This is a genomic window from Bordetella sp. MIP270_01_BMS (assembly GCF_054958705.1).
The window spans coordinates 2,837,693-2,857,722 of sequence record NZ_CM143297.1; the positions used below are offsets into that span (position 1 = coordinate 2,837,693).

The 20,030-nt window shown below is 65.6% G+C and carries 17 protein-coding genes; 13 read left to right on the plus strand and 4 right to left on the minus strand.

Annotation, left to right across the window (positions count from 1 at the left end; translation table 11 throughout):
* Positions 1–46: 46 nt before the first annotated feature.
* Positions 47–679, plus strand: coding sequence for a thiol:disulfide interchange protein DsbA/DsbL (locus ACV17W_RS13280; protein WP_462592795.1), 633 nt, complete (start codon positions 47–49; stop codon positions 677–679).
* A 105-nt stretch (positions 680–784) separates the two neighbouring features.
* Here ACV17W_RS13280 and ACV17W_RS13285 read toward each other — a convergent pair whose 3' ends face one another.
* The gene (locus ACV17W_RS13285; RefSeq protein ID WP_462592796.1) at positions 785–1,975 is read right to left on the minus strand and encodes a trans-sulfuration enzyme family protein; all 1,191 of its coding nucleotides are present in this window, start codon (positions 1,973–1,975) and stop codon (positions 785–787) included.
* A 150-nt stretch (positions 1,976–2,125) separates the two neighbouring features.
* On the opposite strand from ACV17W_RS13285, the gene ACV17W_RS13290 reads away from it, so the two are divergent.
* The gene (locus tag ACV17W_RS13290) at positions 2,126–2,752 is read left to right on the plus strand and encodes a LysE family translocator (protein ID WP_462592797.1); all 627 of its coding nucleotides are present in this window, start codon (positions 2,126–2,128) and stop codon (positions 2,750–2,752) included.
* Positions 2,753–2,791: 39 nt separating this feature from the next.
* Here the strand turns inward: ACV17W_RS13290 and ACV17W_RS13295 are convergent, their stop codons facing one another.
* Positions 2,792–3,850 (minus strand): MBL fold metallo-hydrolase, encoded by a 1,059-nt coding sequence (locus ACV17W_RS13295; protein ID WP_462592799.1) that lies wholly within the window; start codon positions 3,848–3,850, stop codon positions 2,792–2,794.
* Between the two features lie 74 nt (positions 3,851–3,924).
* On the opposite strand from ACV17W_RS13295, the gene ACV17W_RS13300 reads away from it, so the two are divergent.
* The 11 genes from ACV17W_RS13300 to ACV17W_RS13350 all read left to right on the plus strand — a co-directional run bounded on the left by ACV17W_RS13300 (position 3,925) and on the right by ACV17W_RS13350 (position 16,794).
* Positions 3,925–4,302, plus strand: a complete 378-nt coding sequence (locus ACV17W_RS13300; protein ID WP_462592800.1) for a MerR family transcriptional regulator — start codon at positions 3,925–3,927, stop codon at positions 4,300–4,302.
* A 39-nt stretch (positions 4,303–4,341) separates the two neighbouring features.
* Complete coding sequence (locus ACV17W_RS13305; protein ID WP_462592801.1) at positions 4,342–4,986, plus strand: FMN-binding negative transcriptional regulator; 645 nt, start codon at positions 4,342–4,344, stop codon at positions 4,984–4,986.
* Positions 4,983–5,315, plus strand: coding sequence for a YnfA family protein (locus ACV17W_RS13310; protein WP_462592802.1), 333 nt, complete (start codon positions 4,983–4,985; stop codon positions 5,313–5,315). The genes ACV17W_RS13305 and ACV17W_RS13310 overlap by 4 nt, the downstream gene beginning before the upstream one ends.
* 207 nt (positions 5,316–5,522) lie before the next feature.
* Complete coding sequence (locus ACV17W_RS13315; RefSeq protein WP_462592803.1) at positions 5,523–6,701, plus strand: isovaleryl-CoA dehydrogenase; 1,179 nt, start codon at positions 5,523–5,525, stop codon at positions 6,699–6,701.
* 162 nt (positions 6,702–6,863) lie between these two features.
* Positions 6,864–8,702 (plus strand): bifunctional isocitrate dehydrogenase kinase/phosphatase, encoded by a 1,839-nt coding sequence (gene aceK / locus ACV17W_RS13320; RefSeq protein ID WP_462596550.1) that lies wholly within the window; start codon positions 6,864–6,866, stop codon positions 8,700–8,702.
* Between the two features lie 36 nt (positions 8,703–8,738).
* Positions 8,739–9,920 carry an acetyl-CoA C-acetyltransferase gene (locus tag ACV17W_RS13325; RefSeq protein ID WP_462592804.1) on the plus strand — a complete coding sequence of 394 codons (1,182 nt, stop codon included), beginning with the start codon at positions 8,739–8,741 and terminating at the stop codon, positions 9,918–9,920.
* 180 nt (positions 9,921–10,100) lie between these two features.
* Positions 10,101–11,708: a carboxyl transferase domain-containing protein gene (locus ACV17W_RS13330; protein WP_462592805.1), complete on the plus strand. Its 1,608-nt coding sequence runs from the start codon at positions 10,101–10,103 to the stop codon at positions 11,706–11,708.
* A gap of 53 nt (positions 11,709–11,761) precedes the next feature.
* Positions 11,762–13,786 carry an acetyl/propionyl/methylcrotonyl-CoA carboxylase subunit alpha gene (locus tag ACV17W_RS13335; RefSeq protein ID WP_462592806.1) on the plus strand — a complete coding sequence of 675 codons (2,025 nt, stop codon included), beginning with the start codon at positions 11,762–11,764 and terminating at the stop codon, positions 13,784–13,786.
* Positions 13,787–14,112: 326 nt separating this feature from the next.
* Positions 14,113–14,715, plus strand: a complete 603-nt coding sequence (locus ACV17W_RS13340; protein ID WP_462592808.1) for a cysteine dioxygenase family protein — start codon at positions 14,113–14,115, stop codon at positions 14,713–14,715.
* A gap of 68 nt (positions 14,716–14,783) precedes the next feature.
* Entirely contained in the window at positions 14,784–15,764 is a 981-nt protein-coding gene (locus ACV17W_RS13345) for a Bug family tripartite tricarboxylate transporter substrate binding protein (protein WP_462592809.1), read from the plus strand.
* 148 nt (positions 15,765–15,912) lie between these two features.
* Positions 15,913–16,794 carry a LysR family transcriptional regulator gene (locus tag ACV17W_RS13350; RefSeq protein WP_462592810.1) on the plus strand — a complete coding sequence of 294 codons (882 nt, stop codon included), beginning with the start codon at positions 15,913–15,915 and terminating at the stop codon, positions 16,792–16,794.
* 37 nt (positions 16,795–16,831) lie between these two features.
* On the opposite strand, the gene ACV17W_RS13355 is transcribed toward ACV17W_RS13350, so the two are convergent.
* Both ACV17W_RS13355 and ACV17W_RS13360 read right to left on the minus strand, forming a co-directional pair.
* A complete protein-coding gene (locus ACV17W_RS13355) occupies positions 16,832–18,916 on the minus strand; it encodes a rhodanese-like domain-containing protein (RefSeq protein ID WP_462592811.1) in 2,085 nt (694 codons plus the stop codon).
* A gap of 45 nt (positions 18,917–18,961) precedes the next feature.
* Positions 18,962–19,933, minus strand: a complete 972-nt coding sequence (locus tag ACV17W_RS13360) for a tripartite tricarboxylate transporter substrate binding protein (RefSeq protein WP_462592812.1) — start codon at positions 19,931–19,933, stop codon at positions 18,962–18,964.
* Positions 19,934–20,030: the final 97 nt, after the last annotated feature.

Consider the following 20,030-nt stretch of genomic DNA (forward strand, 5'->3'; position numbering starts at 1 on the left):
CCAAGGCCGGTCTGTACTCGTAACCCTACTTTCAGGAACTCGCCCGATGCAGTTTTCCGCGCTCACCCGCCTGGCCGCCGCCGCAGCCCTGGCCGCGTCTACCTTGTTCGTGCCCGCCAGCCAGGCCCAGGGTAATCAGCCCTATGTGGCGGTCAACCCGCCGCTGCCGTCCGACACCCCGGGCAAGATTGAGGTGCTCGAGTTCTTCGCCTACACCTGCCCGCACTGCGCCACCATCGAACCCATGGTCGAAGAATGGGCCAAGACGGCGCCGTCCGACGTGGTGCTCAAGCAGGTGCCGGTGGCGTTCAACGCCGGCATGAAGCCGCTGCAGCAGCTGTTCTACACCTTGCAGACGCTCAACCGCCCCGACCTGCACGCCAAGGTGTTCACGGCCATGCACGTCGAGCGCAAGCGCCTCTTCGACAAGAAAGCCATGGGCGACTGGGTGGCCGAACAGGGCGTGGACCGCGCCAAGTTCGATTCGATCTTCGATTCGTTCAGCGTGCAAACGCAGGTACAGCGCGCCGACCAGCTGGCCAAGGCGTATAACATCGATGGCACGCCTGCCTTCGGGGTGGGTGGCCGTTACCTGACTTCACCCGCGCTGGCTGGCAACAGCTACCAGGGCGCGCTGCAGCAAGTGGACAAGCTCATCCCCATGGCGCGGCAGCAATAGGCGTCCGAGCCGCACACTGTGCGAAGCCCGGCTCCCCTGCAAAGGGGGCCGGGCTTTTTCACACCAGGCGCCGCCAGGCGAAAGCGGCTGCAGGACGGCCGCCCATCAGGCAGCCGCCTGCAGGGCCTGCGTCAGGTCGGCGATCAGGTCGCGGGGGTCTTCCAGGCCTATGTGCAGCCGCACCAGGGCATGGTCGCCGCCCGTCCAGTAGCGATGGCGCGCCAATTCTCCGCGGGTGACCCACTGCACCAGGCTCTCGAAGCCGCCCCACGAAAAGCCGATGCCGAACAGCTGCAGCGCGTCGACAAAGCGGCGCGAGGCTTCGGCCGACAGGCGCAGCTCGACGGCCAGCATCCCGTTCGACCCCGTGCAGTCGCGTTGCCACAGGGCATGCCCGGGGTCGGCTGGCCATGCGGGGTGATAAATGCGCGCCACTTCGGGCCGGGTGGCCAGAAACTCGCAAACCTGCATGGCATGCCGCGCGTGCTGCGCCATGCGTATGGGCAGGGTGCGCACCCCGCGAAGCGCCAGCCAGGCGTCGTCGGCGCTGACCGAAAACCCCATGGCGTACTGGGTGCGGTTCAGGCGCTGCGCGATGCCGGCGTCGTTGGTCACGACGGCGCCCAGCATCAGGTCGGAATGGCCTCCCACGTACTTGGTGCCGGCAACCACGGATACCTGCGCACCCAGGGCGAGCGGCTGGTAGATGTAGCCCGAGCCCCAGGTGTTGTCGCAGGCCAGGACCAGGCCGTGACGGCGCGAAAACTCGGCCAAGGCCGGCAGGTCGAGCATCTGGAACAGAAGCGACCCCGGCGATTCGACATATACCAGGCGGGTGTTGGGCCGCACCAGGGATTCGAGGTCGTCGCCGGCCGAGAAAAAGGTGAGCTCGATATTCATGCGCTTGAGCAGCACCGCGTCCAGTTCGTACACGGGGCCATAGACACAGTCGGCCACCAGCGCGTGGTCACCGGCCGACAGCAGCGAGGTCAGCACCAGCGTGATGCCCGCCAGACCCGACGAAGCCAGGTAGGCATGCGTGCCGCGCTCGAGTTCGCAGAACACCTGTTCGAGCGCGGCGTGCGTGTCCATGCCCATGCGCCCATAGGTCGCGGCGCGCTCGCCACCCGCCTTGCGGCGCTGCGTGGCCTCCAGGGACGCCAGATCCTGGAAGCGCACGGTACTGGCGCGCATCGAGGGCAGGTTGACCGGCGCCGAACCGGTTTGCGGGTTGAACGGCGCGGTGGCCGTGTGCTGCAGCAGCGTGTCGATATGCGGGGCGGGGTCTTTGGCCATGAACGGAGAACCGGCAGGTGGTGGAACCCAGATATTAGGAGATTCGCAGCCCGCGGGAAAACCAGGCCGATTGCCATGCCTCGGCCCCGCGCAGTACGCTTGAGGCCCTTCCCAGGCCAGGCCGCCCCAGCGCGTGGCGGCCCCACCGACATGCTGCCTTTCGACACCCTGCTTGCGTTTTTCGGCATCGCCGTACTGCTGGCGCTGACGCCCGGCCCCGACAACCTGTTCGTGCTGATGCAATCGGCACTGTGGGGCCGCAATGCCGGCATGTTCGTCGTGCTTGGCCTTTGCACGGGCCTGCTGGGCCACACGGCAGCCGTGGCTGCGGGGCTGGCGGCGGTGTTCGCGGCGTCGCCCCACGCGTTCACGGTCATGAAGCTGGCCGGCGCGGCCTACCTGGCCTACCTGGCTTGGCAGGCCCTGACCGCGCGCGATACCGCAGCGCGGGCCGAACGGCCGCCGGCCCTCTCGCGCGGGGCGCTATACCGGCGCGGCATCATCATGAATCTGACCAATCCCAAGGTGCTGCTGTTTTTCTTCGCCTTCCTGCCGCAGTTCACGGCGCCGGCGCACGGACCCGTAGGTGTGCAGATCGCCGTGCTGGGGCTGGTGTTCATGGCGGCCACGCTACTGGTTTTCGGCGCCATCGCCTTTTTTTCCGGAGCCTTCGGACAACTGCTGCAGCGATCTCCGGCGGCATCGCGTTGGCTCAACCGGCTGGCGGGCGTGGTGTTCCTGGGGCTGGCGCTGCGGCTGGCCACGGCCAGCCGCTGATCACCGGCAACGCGGCCGTGCGGCGGCCGGGCCTTCTGCCTAGCGCGCCTGAAACCGCACGATACCGTCGGCGCCCGCCTGGCGCGTGAGCTTGCCTTCGAAATACAGCGCATGCAGGTGCGCCAGCGCCTCGCCCATGGCGAACGTAAGCTGGTGCAGGTCCAGCTTGCGCTTGAAAAGTACCGGCACGACATCCGACGTGGATTGCGGCTGGGCGCATGCTTGCAGCACTTCCGCCAGCCGCTCTGAGTGGTGCTGGTGTTGCTGCGCAATGCGTTCGTGCAGGCCCTTGAAAGGGCGTCCATGCGAAGGCAGCACCAGGGTGTCGGCGGGCAGGTGGTCGTAGCGGTTGAGAGAATTCAGGTACAGGGGCAGGGGGTTGGCGTCAGGCTCGTAATCGAACACGCTGACGTTGGTGGAAATGCGCGGCAGCACCATGTCGCCCGAGATCAGGGTGCACAGCTGCGGGCTGAACAACGACACATGCTCGGGGGCATGCCCGTAGCCCACGATGACCTGCCAGGAGCGTCCGCCTATCATGATCTCGTCTTCGTGCAGCAGGCGCGTGTAGCGCGCCGGCATCGCGGGCACGAGGTCGGGGTAATAGCCGGCCCGGCGGCGGATCTGGTCTTGCGCTTCGGGGTCGGTCAGGCCGTGGCGACTGAAATGATCAACGGCGGCCTGCCCATTGGGGCCCGAGCCGCCGCTGCGCGACGACCACAACGACGCGACCACGTAGTCGGTCATGCTCATCCATAGCGGTGCGCCCCAGCGCTCGCACAGCCAGTGCGCGAGACCCACGTGGTCGGGGTGCATGTGCGTGACAATGACCCGCAACACAGGCAGGCCGTCGAGCTCATTGGCGAATACCTGTTCCCATAGTTCCTTGACCTGGTCGCGGCTGATGCCGCAGTCGACGATCGTCCAGCCCTGGCGGCCGTCGAGTTCATCGCGAAGCAGCCACAGGTTGATGTGATCCAGCGCGAAAGGCAGCGGCATCCGGATCCACTTCACGCCGTCGGCGACCTGCTGGGCAAGGCCCGGCGCGGGTTGCACGTCGCCCCAGGGATACTGCAACTGATGCTCGTTGGGATTCATGTAGGTTCTCGGGTAGGCTTGACGATTGATCCGGTCCATCATAATTTACGTTTACGTAAACTGCCAAACCTCGCATGCCACCCACCTGGACGATCTCCGAACTCTCGCGCGAGTTCGATATCACCCCTCGCACCATCCGCTTCTACGAAGACCAGGGCATCGTCAGCCCGGCTCGGGATGGCCGCAACCGGATATACGGGGCGCGTGACCGCACCCGCCTGAAGCTCGCCCTGCGCGGCAAGCGGCTGGGCCTGCAGCTTTCGGAAATTCGCGCGCTGATCGACATGTACGACGGCCCGGGCGACAGCACACCGCAATTACGGCAATATCTCGACGTGCTGGCCCAGCATCGGGCCGCGCTCGAACAACAGCGCCGCGACATCGATGACACCCTGGCCGAGATCGCCGAGCAAGAGCGGCAATGCCGGCAACTGCTGTCGCAGAAACCCTGACTCATACGCCGTGGGCCACGGCAACGCCAGAGAACGTTCATGTACCTGCCCCGCCATTTTGAAGAATCCCGCCCGGCCGTGCTGCAGGCCCTGATGCGCTCGCGGCCGCTCGCCACGCTGGTGATGGGCGACGGCGCGGGCGGTTTCGACGCCAATCACATCCCGCTTTACCTGGATGCGTCCCGCGGCCCCCACGGCGTGCTGCAGGGCCACGTGGCGCGTGCGAATCCGCTGTGGCGGCAGGCAGGCGGCGGCACGCCCGCCTTGGCGATCTTCCAGGGCGACGATGCGTATATCTCGCCATCCTGGTATCCGTCCAAGCGCGAACACGGCAAGGCGGTGCCCACCTGGAACTACGTCGTCGCGCACGCGCGCGGCACGCTGCGGGCCATCGACGACCCCGCCTGGCTGCGCAGCCTGCTCGACACGCTGACCGCCGAACACGAAGCCGGCATGCCGCAACCCTGGTCCATCAGCGACGCGCCGGCTGATTTCATCGAGAAAATGGTCAACGCAGTGGTCGGCATCGAGCTGCCCATCGAGCAGCTCACGGGCAAGTGGAAAGTCAGCCAGAACCAGCCCGCGGCCAACCGCGCGGGCGCCGTCCAGGGGCTGCGCGAACAGACGCAGGGCCGGGAGCCCGGCATGGCCCGCCTGGTGGCGGATTATCCCGAACAGTCATGAGCTGGATTCAGACGCTGGGCCTGTTCGCGCTGACGGCCCTGGCCGAGATCGTGGGCTGCTATCTGCCGTACCTATGGTTGAAACAGGGCCATTCCGCCTGGCTGCTCGTGCCGGCCGCCGCGAGCCTGGCGCTGTTTGCCTGGCTGCTCACACTGCATCCCACCGCGGCCGGCCGTGTCTACGCGGCTTACGGCGGCGTCTATGTCTCCATGGCCCTGCTGTGGCTCTGGGCGGTCGACGGCATTCGTCCCACGCCCACCGACTTCGCGGGCGTGGGCCTGTGCCTGGCCGGCATGGCGTTGATCATGGCAGGCCCTGCCCGCGCCTGAAGACCCAGGCGCCAATACTGCGGCTGGACGGGTCGCTCCACGGTCGCACCCCGTAGTCCGATCTAGGGAAAACCCGTGTCCACTTTACGTTTACGTAAACGTAATATTGAAAACCGCCATTGCCTGGCCATCCGCTGCGGCGCATCATGCCCGCTGTCGTGTGCCATCCGCCTGTACGCAATGCAAGCCCTCACTCTGGAGACGTCGATGAACCTTCCCGGTCTGAATTTCAACTTGGGCGAAGACCTGGACATGCTGCGCGACGCAGTACGTCAGTTCGCGCAGGCGGAAATCGCCCCGCGCGCCGCCGACGTCGACCGCAGCGACCAGTTCCCCATGGACCTGTGGCGCAAATTCGGCGAACTGGGCGTGCTGGGCATGACGGTCAGTGAAGAATACGGTGGCGCCAACCTGGGCTACCTGGCGCACATGGTCGCCATGGAGGAAATCTCGCGCGCCAGCGCTTCGGTAGGGCTTTCATACGGGGCGCATTCGAATCTGTGCGTCAACCAGATCCACCGCAACGGCACGCCGGAACAGAAGGCTCGCTACCTGCCGAAACTCGTATCGGGCGAACATGTGGGCGCGCTGGCAATGAGCGAACCGGGCGCCGGATCGGATGTCGTCAGCATGAAGCTGCGCGCCGAGAAAAAGGGCGACCGCTACGTACTCAACGGCAGCAAGATGTGGATTACCAATGGCCCCGACGCCGACACGCTGGTGGTGTACGCCAAGACCGATCCCGCGGCGCACCAGCGAGGCATCACGGCCTTCCTGGTGGAGAAGTCCTTCAAGGGGTTTTCGGTGGCGCAAAAGCTCGACAAGCTGGGCATGCGCGGCAGCCATACCGGCGAACTGGTGTTCCAGGATTGCGAAATTCCCGAAGAGAACGTACTTGGCCAGGTCAACGGCGGCGTCCGGGTGCTGATGAGCGGGCTCGATTATGAGCGCGCCGTCTTGTCGGGCGGACCGCTGGGCATCATGCAGGCCGTGATGGACGTGGTGGTGCCCTACATCCATGAGCGCAAGCAGTTCGGCCAGGCCATTGGCGAATTCCAGCTGATCCAGGGCAAGGTGGCCGACCTGTACACCACGTTGCAAGCCAGCCGCGCGTTCTGCTATGCCGTGGGCAAGAACCTGGATCAGCTGGGCGCCGAGCATGTACGCCAGGTACGCAAAGACTGCGCGGCCCTGATCCTGTATACGGCCGAGAAGGCCACCTGGATGGCCGGGGAGGGCGTGCAGATCCTGGGCGGCAACGGCTACATCAACGACTATCCCACGGGCCGTCTGTGGCGCGATGCGAAACTGTATGAGATCGGCGCCGGCACCAGCGAGATCCGCCGCATGCTGATCGGCCGCGAACTCTACGCCGAGACCGCCTGACATGCCCCCGTCACGAAACCATGCGCGCGTGGCCCGGGATCGGCATCGCCGCATCGGTAATCCGCCCGATCGCGTCGGGCGTCGATGCGTCGGGCGTCACGGCGCCGGGCTTGCGCGGGCGGGCGCGAGACGCAACGCCATTTGAACAACGATACCCGTGCAATGATCTACAGCGGCGACGTCCAACGTATCGAACCGGCGCCGGCTCCCCGGCCGGAGCCGCTGGCGGTTGCCCGGCAGATACTGGCGGGCTTTGACCGCCATTACGCGCTGTTCCGCTATAGCGCGCAACGCGCCAAGTCGCTGTTTGAGTCCGGCGACTGGCATGGCATACAGCAGCTGTCTCGCGAGCGCATCGAGTATTACGACATGCGCGTGCGCGAATGCGTCACGCAACTGCGCCAGGTCCTGCGCGATTCGACCGCGCCCGAAGGGCCCGCCAGCCTGACCCCCGGGCAAACCGCCTTCTGGCAAGAAGTCAAACAGCAGTTCGTGGGGCTGTTGGCCGGCCACCGCCAGCCCGAATGCGCCGAAACCTTTTTCAATTCGGTCTCGTGCCGAATCCTGCACCGCGATTACTTCCATAACGACTTCCTGTTCGTGCGGCCGGCGATCGCCACCGAGTATCTCGACAGCCGCATCCCGTCGTATCGCGTCTACTACCCGCTGACCGAGGGCTTGCGCAAAAGCCTGATACGCATGGTGGCCGATTTCGGGTTGGCGGCGGCTTATGCCGACCTGCCGCGCGACACGCGCCTGCTGGCACGGGCCGCGGTGCGCAAGCTGCGTGTCCAGTGGCCGCGCGAACTGGGCCGCCGGCTGGCGTCCGATTGCCAGATCCAGGTGTTGAGTACGCTGTTCTTTCGCAACAAGGGGGCCTACATCGTCGGGCGCCTCATCAACCAGAGCACCGTGCACCCCTTCGCAGTGGCGTTGATGCGCAACGCCGCGGGCCACATCGAACTCGACGCATTGCTCCTGGGCGCCGACGACCTGAGCACGCTGTTCAGCTTTACGCGTGCGTACTTTCTGGTCGACATGGAAACACCGGCCGCGGTAGTGAATTTCCTGTCGAGCCTCGTGCCGCGCAAGCCCAAGGCCGAGCTTTACACCATGATCGGCCTGCAAAAGCAGGGCAAGACGCTGTTCTACCGCGATTTCCTGCACCACCTGGCGCATTCGCGCGATGCCTTCGACATCGCCCCGGGGATCAAGGGCATGGTGATGTGCGTCTTCACGCTGCCGTCGTATCCGTATGTATTCAAGCTGATCAAGGACCGCATCGACAAAGACGGCATCGACCACGCCACGGTGCGCCGCAAGTACCAGATGGTGAAGCTGCACGACCGCGTGGGCCGCATGGCCGACACCTGGGAGTATTCCCAGGTGGCGCTGCCGATTTCCCGGTTTTCGCCGGCGCTGCTCGAGGAACTGCGGCAGCGCGTGCCGAGCTTGCTCGAAGAAAGCGGCGACACGATCGTGATCCGCCACGTTTATATCGAACGGCGCATGACGCCGCTGAATATCTACCTGCGGCATGCGTCCGAGCCGCAACTGGACCACGCGGTGCGCGAGTATGGCGACGCCATCCGCCAACTGGCCACCGCCAACATCTTCCCGGGCGACATGCTCTACAAGAATTTCGGCGTCACGCGCCTGGGCCGCGTGGTGTTCTACGACTATGACGAAATCCAGCGCATGACCGAAATGCAGTTCCGCCGTATTCCGCCGGCGCCCAATGAAGAGGCCGAACTGGCCAGCGAACCTTGGTACGCCGTCGGACCAAACGATGTCTTTCCCGAAGAGTTCCACCGATTTCTGCTGGGCGATCCGCGCGTACGCAACGCGTTCCTGCGGCACCACGCCGACCTGTTGCAGCCCGAGTGGTGGCAGGCCTGCCGCAAGCACGTGGCCCAGGGGCGGATCGAAGAGTTTTTCCCGTACGATACAGACAGGCGGCTGCGCAATGGCAGCGCGCCGCAACGCGTCGCCAGCTCGTGACGCCAGTCCCTTTTTATTGCATTCCAGGAGTCAATCATGTCTGATCCCGTCGTTATTGTTTCAGTAGCCCGCACCCCCATGGGCGGCATGCTGGGCAGCCTATCCGGCCTCGCCGCTCACGAACTGGGTTCGGTGGCCATCAAGGCCGCGGTCGAGCGCGCGGGTATCAAACCCGAGCAGGTCGACGAAGTCATCATGGGCAACGTGCTGCAGGCGGGCCAGGGCCAGGCCCCGGCGCGCCAGGCCGCGCTGGGCGCCGGCCTGCCCCTGGGCGTGGCCTGCACCACGATTCACAAAGTGTGCGGCTCGGGTCTGAAGGCCGCCATGTTCGGCCACGACCTGCTTGCCGCCGGCTCGGCGCGCGTCGTCGTCGCCGGGGGCCAGGAAAGCATGAGCAACGCCCCGTACCTGATGCTGAAAGGCCGCCAGGGATACCGCTACGGTCATGCCACGGTGTACGACCACATGGCACTCGACGGTCTCGAGGACGCCTACGATCGTGGCAAGGCCATGGGCGTGTTCGCCGAAGACTGCGCGGCCAAATATGAATTCACCCGCGAACAGCAGGACGCCTATGCGCTGGAATCGCTGCGCCGCGCCCGCGCTGCCACCGAAGACGGCAGCTTCAAGTGGGAGATCGCTCCCGTCACCGTGGCCGGCCGCAAGGGCGACACCGTAGTCGATATCGACGAAGCGCCCACCAAGGCCATGCCTGAGAAGATCCCGACGCTCAAGCCCGCCTTCAAGAAAGACGGCACCGTCACGGCAGCGAACGCCTCGTCGATTTCCGACGGCGCGGCGGCCATGGTGCTGATGCGCGCTTCCACCGCCGAAGAACTGGGCGTCAAGCCGATGGCGCGCATCGTCGGCCACAGCCAGCACTCGCAGGAACCCGGCTGGTTCACCACCGCCCCCGTTGGCGCGTTGAAGAACCTGTTCGCCAAGACGGGATGGACGGCCGAAGACGTCGACCTGTACGAGATCAACGAAGCCTTCGCCGTGGTGGCCATGGCAGCCATGAACGACTTCAAGCTGCCGCACGAGAAAGTGAATGTGCACGGCGGCGCCACGGCGCTGGGCCATCCCATTGGCGCGTCGGGCGCCCGTCTGGTCGCCACGCTGGTCGGTGCCCTGCGCAAGACCGGGGGCAAGCGCGGCGTCGCCACGCTGTGCATTGGCGGCGGCGAAGCCGTGGCCATGGCGATCGAAATGGTGTGATCGCAACAGCAGGGTGCCTGGCATGGCATTGCAGGCCGGCACCCGCAACGGCCGGTCGGTGCCGGCAACCGGCACACACCTGAGAGCCCCCGCCCTGGCGCGGGGGCTCCCGCAGGGGCCCCATCGAGTCAGCAGGTGCCTGGCCTTTTCCGGGACCGCGCACGCACAGGAAGAACCTTCATGCCCATGATCGAATCCCGCATCAATCCGCGTTCGCAAGACTTTGCCGACAACGCACGCGCCATGCAGGCGCAGCTGGACGACCTTGCGCGCCAGCTCGAGCAGGTGGCGCTGGGCGGTGGCGAAGTGGCGCGCAGCAAGCACGTGGCGCGCGGCAAATTGCTGCCGCGCGAACGCGTCGAGCGGCTGGTCGATCCGGGCACTGCTTTTCTCGAATTGTCGCCGATGGCCGCGCACGGCATGTACGACGGCGCCGCGCCAGGGGCGGGCGTCATCACCGGAATCGGACGCATCTCGGGCACCGAATGCGTCATCGTGTGCAACGATGCGACGGTCAAGGGCGGCACCTACTACCCGATGACGGTGAAGAAGCATCTGCGTGCGCAGGAAATCGCCGCGCAGAACCATCTGCCATGCGTGTACCTGGTGGACTCGGGCGGCGCCAACCTGCCCCAGCAAGACCAGGTGTTTCCAGACCGCGACCACTTCGGCCGGATCTTCTACAACCAGGCCGTGATGTCCGCGCAGGGCATCGCCCAGATCGCGGTGGTGATGGGCTCGTGCACGGCGGGCGGCGCCTACGTTCCGGCCATGAGCGATGAGTCCATCATCGTGCGCAACCAGGGCACCATCTTTCTTGGGGGGCCGCCCCTGGTCAAAGCGGCCACCGGCGAAGAGGTCAGCGCCGAAGACCTGGGCGGCGGCGATGTGCACACGCGCCTGTCGGGCGTAGCCGACCACCTGGCCGCCAACGACCTGCATGCCCTGCAGCTGGCGCGCAACGCGGTGGCGCGGCTGAACCGCAGCAAGCCGGCGCAACTGGCCCTGGCTCCGGTGCGCGAGCCGCGCTACGACCCCGCCGAACTCAACGGCATCATTCCTGCCGATACCCGCAAACCCTACGACGTCCGCGAAATCATCGCCCGGGTGGTCGACGGCTCGGACTTCGACGAATTCAAGGCGCGTTTCGGAACGACGCTGGTCACGGGCTTCGCGCACATCCATGGCATGCCGGTGGGCATCGTGGCCAACAATGGCATCCTCTTTTCGGAATCCGCGCAGAAGGGTGCGCACTTCATCGAACTGTGCGCGCAACGCAAGATCCCGCTGGTGTTCCTGCAGAACATCACGGGCTTCATGGTGGGCCGCAAGTACGAAAACGAAGGCATCGCGCGCCATGGGGCAAAGATGGTCACCGCCGTGGCGACCGCCAACGTACCGAAGTTCACGGTGCTCATCGGCGGCTCGTTCGGCGCCGGCAACTACGGCATGTGCGGCCGTGCCTATTCGCCGCGCCTGCTGTTCATGTGGCCCAACGCCCGGATATCGGTCATGGGTGGCGAGCAGGCCGCCAGCGTGCTTGCCACGGTGCGGCGCGACGGCATCGAAGCCAAGGGCGGCCAATGGTCGCCCGAAGAAGAAGAAAGCTTCAAGGCCCCCATCCGGGCCCAGTATGAACGCGAAGGGCATCCGTACTACGCGACGGCGCGCCTGTGGGACGACGGCATCATCGCGCCGGCCGATACCCGCCGTGTCCTGGCGCTGGCGTTGTCCGCCTCGCTGAACGCGCCCATCGAAGACACACGCTTCGGCGTGTTCCGCATGTAGCCGCAAGCGCCCGGCGCGCCTTTCTTTGACGCCTTCCAGACTGGATGACACCGATGTTCGATACTTTGCTGATTGCCAACCGCGGTGAAATCGCCTGCCGCGTGGCCGCCACCGCCCGCCGCATGGGCATCCGGACCGTTGCGGTTTATTCCGACGCCGATGCAAACGCGCGCCACGTCGCGGCCTGCGACCAGGCCGTGCATATCGGCGGGCCGGAACCTCGCGCCAGCTACCTGCGCGCCGACGCCATTCTGCAAGCGGCGCGCGATACCGGCGCACAGGCCATTCATCCAGGCTATGGTTTCCTGTCGGAAAACGAAGGCTTCGCGCAGGCCGCGGCCGATGCCGGCATCGCCTTCGTCGGGCCGCCGGCCGCAGCCATTGCCGCCATGGGCAGCAAATCGGCCGCCAAGGCGCTGATGGAGCAAGCGGGCGTGCCGCTGGTGCCGGGCTACCATGGCGACAACCAGGACCCCGGGTTCCTGAAGTCGCAGGCAGACGCCATCGGCTATCCCGTGCTGATCAAGGCCAGCGCCGGGGGCGGCGGCAAAGGCATGCGCGTAGTCGAATCGGCCGACGCGTTCCTGGATGCGCTGTTGTCGTGCCGGCGCGAGGCGGCATCCAGTTTCGGCGACGACCGCGTCCTGATCGAAAGATATCTGCAGAAGCCGCGCCACATCGAGATTCAGGTGTTCGCCGACACGCACGGCAACTGCGTATACCTGTTCGAGCGCGACTGCTCGGTGCAGCGGCGGCACCAGAAAGTCATCGAAGAGGCGCCGGCCCCGGGCATGACGCCCGAGCGCCGCCAGGCCATGGGCGAGGCGGCCGTGGCCGCCGCGCGCGCCGTCGGGTATGTGGGCGCTGGTACCGTGGAATTCATTGCCGAACCCGACGGCCGCTTTTACTTCATGGAAATGAACACGCGGCTGCAGGTGGAGCATCCCGTCACCGAGATGATCACTGGCCACGACCTGGTCGAATGGCAGCTGCGCGTCGCGGCCGGTCAGCCCTTGCCGGCCACGCAGCAAGACCTGCGCATCGACGGCCATTCCATCGAAGCGCGCATCTACGCGGAAAATCCGGACAAGGGTTTTCTGCCGTCCATCGGCACACTGGCCTATCTGGAATTGCCGCCCCATGCCGCCTTCGCCAACGGCGAAGTGCGGGTGGATGGGGGGGTGCGCATGGGCGACGCCATTACGCCGTATTACGACCCGATGATTGCCAAGCTGATCGTGCGCGGAGCCGATCGCGACCAGGCCCGCGCACGCATGGTGCAGGCGCTGGCGCGCACCCATGTGGTGGGCGTGCAGACCAACGTCGCGTTCCTCGCGCGGCTGATGCAAGACGCGGCGTTCGCTTCGGCCGACCTGGACACTGGCCTGATCGAACGGCAGCGCGCGAGCTTGCTGCCTCCGGCCGCGTCGGCCGACGGCGCGACGCTGGGGCTGGCCACAGCGGCGGTGCTGGTACGCCAGGGCATGACCCATTCCGCGGGCGCGAGCGCCAGGCCCGCCGCCGACCCCTGGGACGTACGCGATGGCTGGCGTATCGACGGCCGCTATCACCAGGTCTTGCAATGGGTGGACGGCGACACCCCGCACGATGTGCGGGTGTCGCACAGCGGCCAGGCATGGACGCTCGAAAGCGCAGGGCCGGCCCAGGCATTCACCTGGCGGGCACAACCCAGCGCGAATCCCAACCTTGCCTATCGGCTGCGCATCACACTTGACGGCCGCGAAGCCGTGGGCACGGTCGTGCTGCACAACGACCAGGCGCACGTATTCGGCGCGACCGGCGTACATGTGCTGGCGCTGCACGATGCCCTGGCGCATGCCCAGGACGACTCGGCCGAACACGGCGGGGGGCTCACCGCCCCCATGCCCGGCAAAATCATATCCATTGCCGTCCAGGCGGGCGACAAGGTTGCAAAGGGGCAGCCTTTGCTGGTGATGGAAGCCATGAAAATGGAACACACCATATCGGCCCCCGCCGACGGCCAGGTGCAGGAAGTGTTCTATGCGGTCGGCGACCAGGTGGCCGAAGGCGTGGAACTGGTCGCTATAGGCGCCTAGCGCATGGTCGGGGATGCCCCCTCGCCTGCGTGCGCGGGGCGTGAAGCATTCCATGGGGACGCAAGCCGGCGGCCCATACGCCGCCGCCGCGCGTGCGCGCCGCCTGACCGCTGCCGGCGCCCAGGCCTGTAACGGGCAATCCGCGCTGAGCCGGCAAATCAAACCGCGTGAAGACCAGTGGCGGGTTCTTCCATGTTATGTCGTAGGCCGGCGCAGGCCGAGGTATTACATTTGGGAATGGGTTCGCACCTGAATGGCAATCGGGTTGTGCTGTGCGGCCCCGCTTACTAGGATGAGCCGACCGTCAGCCTGGTAACGAGGACACCATGAGCACATCTATTGAAACTTTGCGGGCCAAGCGCCACGCCGTCGTGCGCAGCCTGCTTGAGGATGTACGCCGCATCGAACAGACACAGGGCCATACCCGCGAGGCCCTGGAAGCGATCAAACAGGCGCTCATCGATGCCACCAAAGAACGCGAGATTTTCGTGACCGCGGAATTCGAGCCGGCCAAGCGCGGCACGTTCAAGGACTTTGTGGCGTACCGACTGAATGAAGACCATCCGGACGGACGCGCCCTGTATCTGTCGCTGGCCCTGCCCGGCAAGGAAAGCCCCCCGCACAACCATAACAACTGGGCGGTGCTGGCCGGCATCCAGGGCGTTGAAGAGAACCGCCTCTACAAGAGCGAACCCGACGGCAGCTTCTCGCAGATCGACTCGATCGTCGTGGGGCCCGGCAATGGCGTTGCGCTGATGCCGGACGACATCCACAGCATTCATGTGCGCGGCGAGGGCGACGAGCCTGTATGGCAGCTGCGCTTCTATGAGCGTCCGCTGGAAGAACAGACAGACCGGGCACAATACGATCCCGCGACGGGCAAGACGACCAACTTCCCGCCCAACGTGAACGTGAAGAAAGCACCGTAATCCATTAGAACAGGCTGTTCCAGATTGATCAGAGCCGGCACACAGTCCGGCAAGTGGAGGAGACAACCATGCAACGCAGAACTTTCCTGGGGTCCGCCGCCGGCCTGGCGCTGGGCTTGCAGCTACCCTCGCTGGCCCGCGCGCAGCAATATCCCGCGCGCCCCATCAACTACATCGTCGCCTATACCCCCGGGTCGGCCAACGATATTCTGGTGCGCCTGATCGCACCGAAGCTCGATAAATTCCTGAACGGCACGGTCGTCGTCATCAACCGGCCTGGGGCAGGCGGCAGTATCGGCATGGCGGCCCTGGCCCAGGCCCCCGCCGACGGCTACAGTCTTGGCTTGGGCTCGAACGCCACCATGGCGATCAACCAGGCCATGTTCGGCAATCTGTCGTACAACCCGATAGAAGACTTCTACGGCGTGGCCAAGATTGCCACGAGCCCGAACGTCGTCGTCGTGCCGGCCAAGAGCCAGATACGCACGATTGAAGAACTGGTGGCCCTGCTGCCCAAGCAGCCGCTGCTGTACAGTTCACCGGGGAATGGCACCACCCAGCACCTGACCGGCGTCATGCTGAAGAACCGCACGTCGGGCATCTGTGAGCACGTGCCCTACAAGGGGCCGGCCGAGGCCATTGCCGCGCTGATCAGCGGCGATCAGGTTCACTATGGCTTTGCATCGCTGCCCTCGGTGCTGGCGCAGATCAAGGCGGGGCAACTGCGGGCTCTGGCGGTCACGCCGGCGCAGCGCACCAGCTTCCTGCCGGACGTACCCACGCTGGCCAGCGTGGGCCTGACCGACTTCGAAAAAACGGACCTGTGGTTTGGCATGGTGGTGCGCAAGCAGACCCCCGAACCCATCATCAAGACGCTGCACAAGGCCACCCTGCAGACCCTGCTTGACCCCGAGGTGCAGGCCAGCCTGAGCAAGGGCGGGTATATCTCGGCCGGCCAGGAGCCGCTGGGCCAGTTTGAAACGTTCCTGGCGGAACAGGCGAAATTCTGGGGTGAATTGGTGAGCCAGTCCGGCGCCAAGATCGGCTGAGCCGAGGGGCGCGCCGTACCGCTTGCGGCAACGCGGGCCCCCCGCAACGCCTCTGGTATCCTCTGCGCAACAAGAGGAGACCCGACGCGATGAGACCCGGTTTCAAAGCGAATCGCGCGCCGCGTGCTTCGATGCGCGCGCCCCGCCCATGAACCCCCGGCAGATCGAGGCTTTCGCCAAAGTCGTGGAGCACGGCAGTGTCACGCTAGCGGCGGCGGCGCTGGGCATCACGCAGTCGGCGGTCAGCCGGCTGCTGCAACGCCTGCACGACGAGATCGGGTTCAAGACCTTCACGCATCGCCGCGGCCGGCTGGTGCTGACTGAAGAAGGCAAGGCCTTTTACCGCGAAGTGGCGCGCATGTACGTCAGCATGCGCGACATCGGTCAGGCCGCCACGCGCATCCGCGCTATCGGCACCGGCAGCTTGCGCCTGTGCGTGATGCCGGGCCTGCAGCAGGGGGTGATTCCGCAGGCCATTGCCCGGCTGGCCCGGCGCCATCCCTCGGCATCCGTGTTCGTCGACGTGTGCAACTACCTCGAGGTCATGCAGGCGGTGCTGGGAGGCAAGGCTGAACTGGGATTTGCCACGCTGCCGGCTGAGGATCCGCTGCTCAAGTCGCGAATCATGTCGCGTACCGACGCCATTTGCCTGGTACCCGCCGGGCATCCGCTGGCCGTACCCGGCCCGCTGGACGTGTCGGAATTACATGGCGTGGATTACATCCGCGTGCCGCGCGCCCGTTATACCGATCGCCTCGAATACTTCTTCAGCCGCCATCATGTGCAACCCGCCGTGCGCATCGAGGCACGCACCATTCTCGCCGCAGCCGAGCTCACCCTTCAGGGAGTCGGCGTGTGCGTGGTCGACCCCTTCAGCCTGGCCGCCGTGGACGACTCCCGCGTGGTCGCCCGGCCGCTGGCGCCCGCGTTCGAGATGACGGTAGGCGCCGTGTACCGGGCGGATGAACCCCTGAGTTTCCTGTCGCAGGAACTGCTCAAGCTTTGCGGCGCGGGTCCGCAGGAATTCTGAGCCGGGCCGAAGGCTTTCCCTCGGCCCGGCCCCGGGACTAGATCCGGAAACGTACCGTCGGATCGTCCCGCACCTTCTGCAGCAGCCCGGTTTCCCAGCTCAGGTACTGGTGCATGGCTTCTTCAATGCCGGTCTCGCGGTCGTAGGGCCGATACCACACGTCGTCGATCTCGGTCAGGAATACCGGAGCGTCGTCGGTCAGGCGAGCTGCGATGCGCGCCGTACCGCCCTGCAGGTAGTGGGCGCGATAGCCGGCCCGCGCGGCATCGGCCGCCGCGAGCTGCGACACCCGGCCATCCTGGCAGGTGAACAGCACGATTCCGTCGGGCTTGAGGCGAGCCAGCACCGCGGGCAACCGCGAACGCGGTGCCCACGAGGCCCCCGGAAGATGGGCGCGCCGATAGGCACGCGAATCGCCTACGTCGATGTACAGCGCTTGCTCCGGCAGGTCATTCGACGCCACCGCCCGCTCGTCGTCCTGCGAGGCCTGAACCGCCACCGGCACGAGCGCCTGCTCCGCCACCAGGTAGATATAGACCTCCCAGCCCATCAGGTGCAGCCACGCCGCGGTCATGGGCGCCTGCACGCCATCGGTATCGAATACGACCAGGCGCGCGTTGCGCACGGGCGCGTAGTGGTCGGTCTGTTGTACCAGTTGCCCGCCGGGTGCGGGTATGGCCCCAGGAAGACTGGCTTGCGCGGATACGGCCGGGTCGCGCACATCGAACAGGTAGGTTGTGCGCGTGCGATTGCCCAGCATCTCGCGCAGCTCGGTGTCTTCGAGCTGCACCACCCCCAGGCTGCGCGCCCATTCCTGCGCCGCCGAGGCGGCCCCGGGTGCCACCGGACGCTGCACATAGCTTGCCGAGACACCGTGATCCAGGGGCAGCTTGGCCAGGTGCTGGCCCATGGTGCCGTTTTCCAGGGCGCGCACGTTCTTGAGGCCTGCATTGATCAACGACTGCGCGCCGATGATCGATCGTGTACGGCCGGCGCAGTTGACGACGACCGGCCCCGTGTGGCCGTGCACCCGCGCCACCAGCTCGGCCCCCGGGCACGACTGCGCACCCGGAATGGACATGAGCTTGAATTCGTCCAGAGTACGGCTGTCCAGCACCAACACGTCCTGCTCTTTGCGCAGGGCATCGAGTTCAGTGGCCGTGATGCGCGGCGTATTGAACTCGTGCTCCACCACCTCGCCGAAAGCCTTGCTGGGCACGAACACGCCTGTATATACGGGATATCCACCGCTTGCCCAGGCTGCCTGCCCGCCCTGCAATACCGCCACGTTGTGATACCCGTGGCCGTGCAGAATGCGGACCGCTTTTTCGGCGAGCCCGTCATCGTCGTCCACCAGCACAATGCGGGTGTGCAGCGAGGGCAGGCCTTGCAGGAACCGCAGTTCGAACACCGACAGCGGCATGGAGGCCGCATGGAATACATGGCCTTGCGTATAGACGCCATTCTCGCGCACGTCCAGCAGGGCCAGCTCTTTGCCGTCGGTCAGCATCGCGTGCAGGTCTTCTGCGGTGACCCAGGGCGCGTAGGTTTCGGGTACGGCCATGAAGCGCGTGTAGGGCCCGCCTTCTTCCGATTTGAAGTTGACGCGCCCGCTCAGCGTATCGAGCGCGCGTCCGTACAAGTGCAGGTGCAGCGAGTCTTCTTCGGATACCACTTCAATGGTGTGGAAGATCTCGCCACTGAGATCCACCGCGTTGCCCTGGACCACGGTCAGTTCATCGACCTGCTTCAGCTTGCCCATGCCCGGTACCGAACGGTCATCGACGCGCTCGAAGAACACATTGTGCTCTTCTCCGAACACACCGGCGATCACGGCCCACGTCGTGTGGTCATGCGGCGGCTGCTTCTTGCCCGTCTTGCCGGCCGATGCGTACAAGGCCAGGTCACCATCCTGCCCGCGCCATAGCTGATACAGCCCGCCGGGCTTGCCGGCGCGCACGGGAAACTCGTGGGGCGGAAAAAGTTCGTCGCGCCGGCCCAGCTCGATCAGCAAGGGCGCAATCGCCTTGCGCAACGCCTCGCCTTCCAGGCGTTGCGCAAGCGCGCCGATGTCTTCCATGACCTTCTTGACTGCTTCATAACGCTGTTGCATCACGTTCATGATGTCTCCTCTGCGGCGCGGTGTGCCGCGCCCTGAATCACTGGACTATTCCACTTTGATGTTCTGCTCGCGTATCAGCCGCTGCCACAGCGCCGATTCGTCCTTGATCAACTCGCGGAACGCACTGGCATCGCGCACGTCGGGCGTCATGCCCAATTGCTTGACCCGCGCCACAATTTCCGGCTCGGCCAGCAGCTTGGCGAAAATCTGCTGATAGCGGGCCACAATGTGATCCGGCGTGGCGGGCGGTGCGACGACACCCAGCCAGTTGGTGACCTCATAGCCCGGTACGGTTTCGGCGACGGCCGGTACATCGGGGAAGCGGGGCTCGCGTTCTTTGGTCGTGGTGGCAAGGGCCTTCAGGCGACCGCTGGCGATCAGTTCGTGGCTGGCCGTGTCGCCGAAGCCCAGGTCGGTCTCGCCGGCCATGGTCGACATCAGCGCGGGGCCGCCGCCTTTGTAGCCAATTTCGCGCAAGCTGGAACCTGTCATGGCATTCAGCAAATGGCCGGTCATGGAATTCGACGTGCCGATTCCTACCGACGAATAAGTGACGTGGCCGTTCTTTCTGGCATCTATGACGTCCTGCACATTGTTCCAGCGTGCGTTGTCGGGCTTGGTGACCAGCATATATCCCATGGTAACCATCAGGCTGACCGGCGTCATGGCAGATGGGTCATAGTTGAGCTTGCGCAGCAAGGGCCATATGGTCAGTACGCCCGGGCCGGACCACGTAATGGTGCGTCCATCGGGACGCGCATTGGCCACGAACTCGGTTGCGATCAGGCCTCCCGCGCCCGGCTTGGGCATCACGATGACCGGCTGCCCCAGCTCTTCGGCCATGCGGGCCTGCAGAATCTGCGACAGCGCGTAATGCCCGCCTCCGGCGCCATATCCCAGGATGAGCGTCACGGGCCCGTCGGGTTTCCAGGCCTCTGCCGCAGCGCCCGTGGCGCCCGCTGTGAACGGAAGCACGGACGTCAAGCCAAGCACGAATCGCGATACAAGTTTCTTCATGATGGTTTCCCCTGTCATGTCGTTGTAAGAACTGAAGAACATCCTTTTCTGCCTACCGCAGCGCGCAGACTGCCCCGCATGCACGGCGGGTGCATGT

Bases quoted from the DNA above. Each gene is read 5' to 3' on its own strand.
- ACV17W_RS13355 (WP_462592811.1), bottom strand. From the start codon at position 18,916: ATGAACGTGATGCAACAGCGTTATGAAGCAGTCAAGAAGGTCATGGAA.
- ACV17W_RS13295 (WP_462592799.1), bottom strand. From the start codon at position 3,850: ATGAATCCCAACGAGCATCAGTTGCAGTATCCCTGGGGCGACGTGCAA.
- ACV17W_RS13350 (WP_462592810.1), top strand. From the start codon at position 15,913: ATGAACCCCCGGCAGATCGAGGCTTTCGCCAAAGTCGTGGAGCACGGC.
- ACV17W_RS13330 (WP_462592805.1), top strand. From the start codon at position 10,101: ATGCCCATGATCGAATCCCGCATCAATCCGCGTTCGCAAGACTTTGCC.
- ACV17W_RS13345 (WP_462592809.1), top strand. From the start codon at position 14,784: ATGCAACGCAGAACTTTCCTGGGGTCCGCCGCCGGCCTGGCGCTGGGC.
- ACV17W_RS13300 (WP_462592800.1), top strand. From the start codon at position 3,925: ATGCCACCCACCTGGACGATCTCCGAACTCTCGCGCGAGTTCGATATC.
- ACV17W_RS13310 (WP_462592802.1), top strand. From the start codon at position 4,983: ATGAGCTGGATTCAGACGCTGGGCCTGTTCGCGCTGACGGCCCTGGCC.
- ACV17W_RS13290 (WP_462592797.1), top strand. From the start codon at position 2,126: ATGCTGCCTTTCGACACCCTGCTTGCGTTTTTCGGCATCGCCGTACTG.
- ACV17W_RS13305 (WP_462592801.1), top strand. From the start codon at position 4,342: ATGTACCTGCCCCGCCATTTTGAAGAATCCCGCCCGGCCGTGCTGCAG.
- ACV17W_RS13360 (WP_462592812.1), bottom strand. From the start codon at position 19,933: ATGAAGAAACTTGTATCGCGATTCGTGCTTGGCTTGACGTCCGTGCTT.
- ACV17W_RS13285 (WP_462592796.1), bottom strand. From the start codon at position 1,975: ATGGCCAAAGACCCCGCCCCGCATATCGACACGCTGCTGCAGCACACG.
- ACV17W_RS13280 (WP_462592795.1), top strand. From the start codon at position 47: ATGCAGTTTTCCGCGCTCACCCGCCTGGCCGCCGCCGCAGCCCTGGCC.
- ACV17W_RS13325 (WP_462592804.1), top strand. From the start codon at position 8,739: ATGTCTGATCCCGTCGTTATTGTTTCAGTAGCCCGCACCCCCATGGGC.
- ACV17W_RS13340 (WP_462592808.1), top strand. From the start codon at position 14,113: ATGAGCACATCTATTGAAACTTTGCGGGCCAAGCGCCACGCCGTCGTG.
- ACV17W_RS13335 (WP_462592806.1), top strand. From the start codon at position 11,762: ATGTTCGATACTTTGCTGATTGCCAACCGCGGTGAAATCGCCTGCCGC.
- aceK (WP_462596550.1), top strand. From the start codon at position 6,864: ATGATCTACAGCGGCGACGTCCAACGTATCGAACCGGCGCCGGCTCCC.
- ACV17W_RS13315 (WP_462592803.1), top strand. From the start codon at position 5,523: ATGAACCTTCCCGGTCTGAATTTCAACTTGGGCGAAGACCTGGACATG.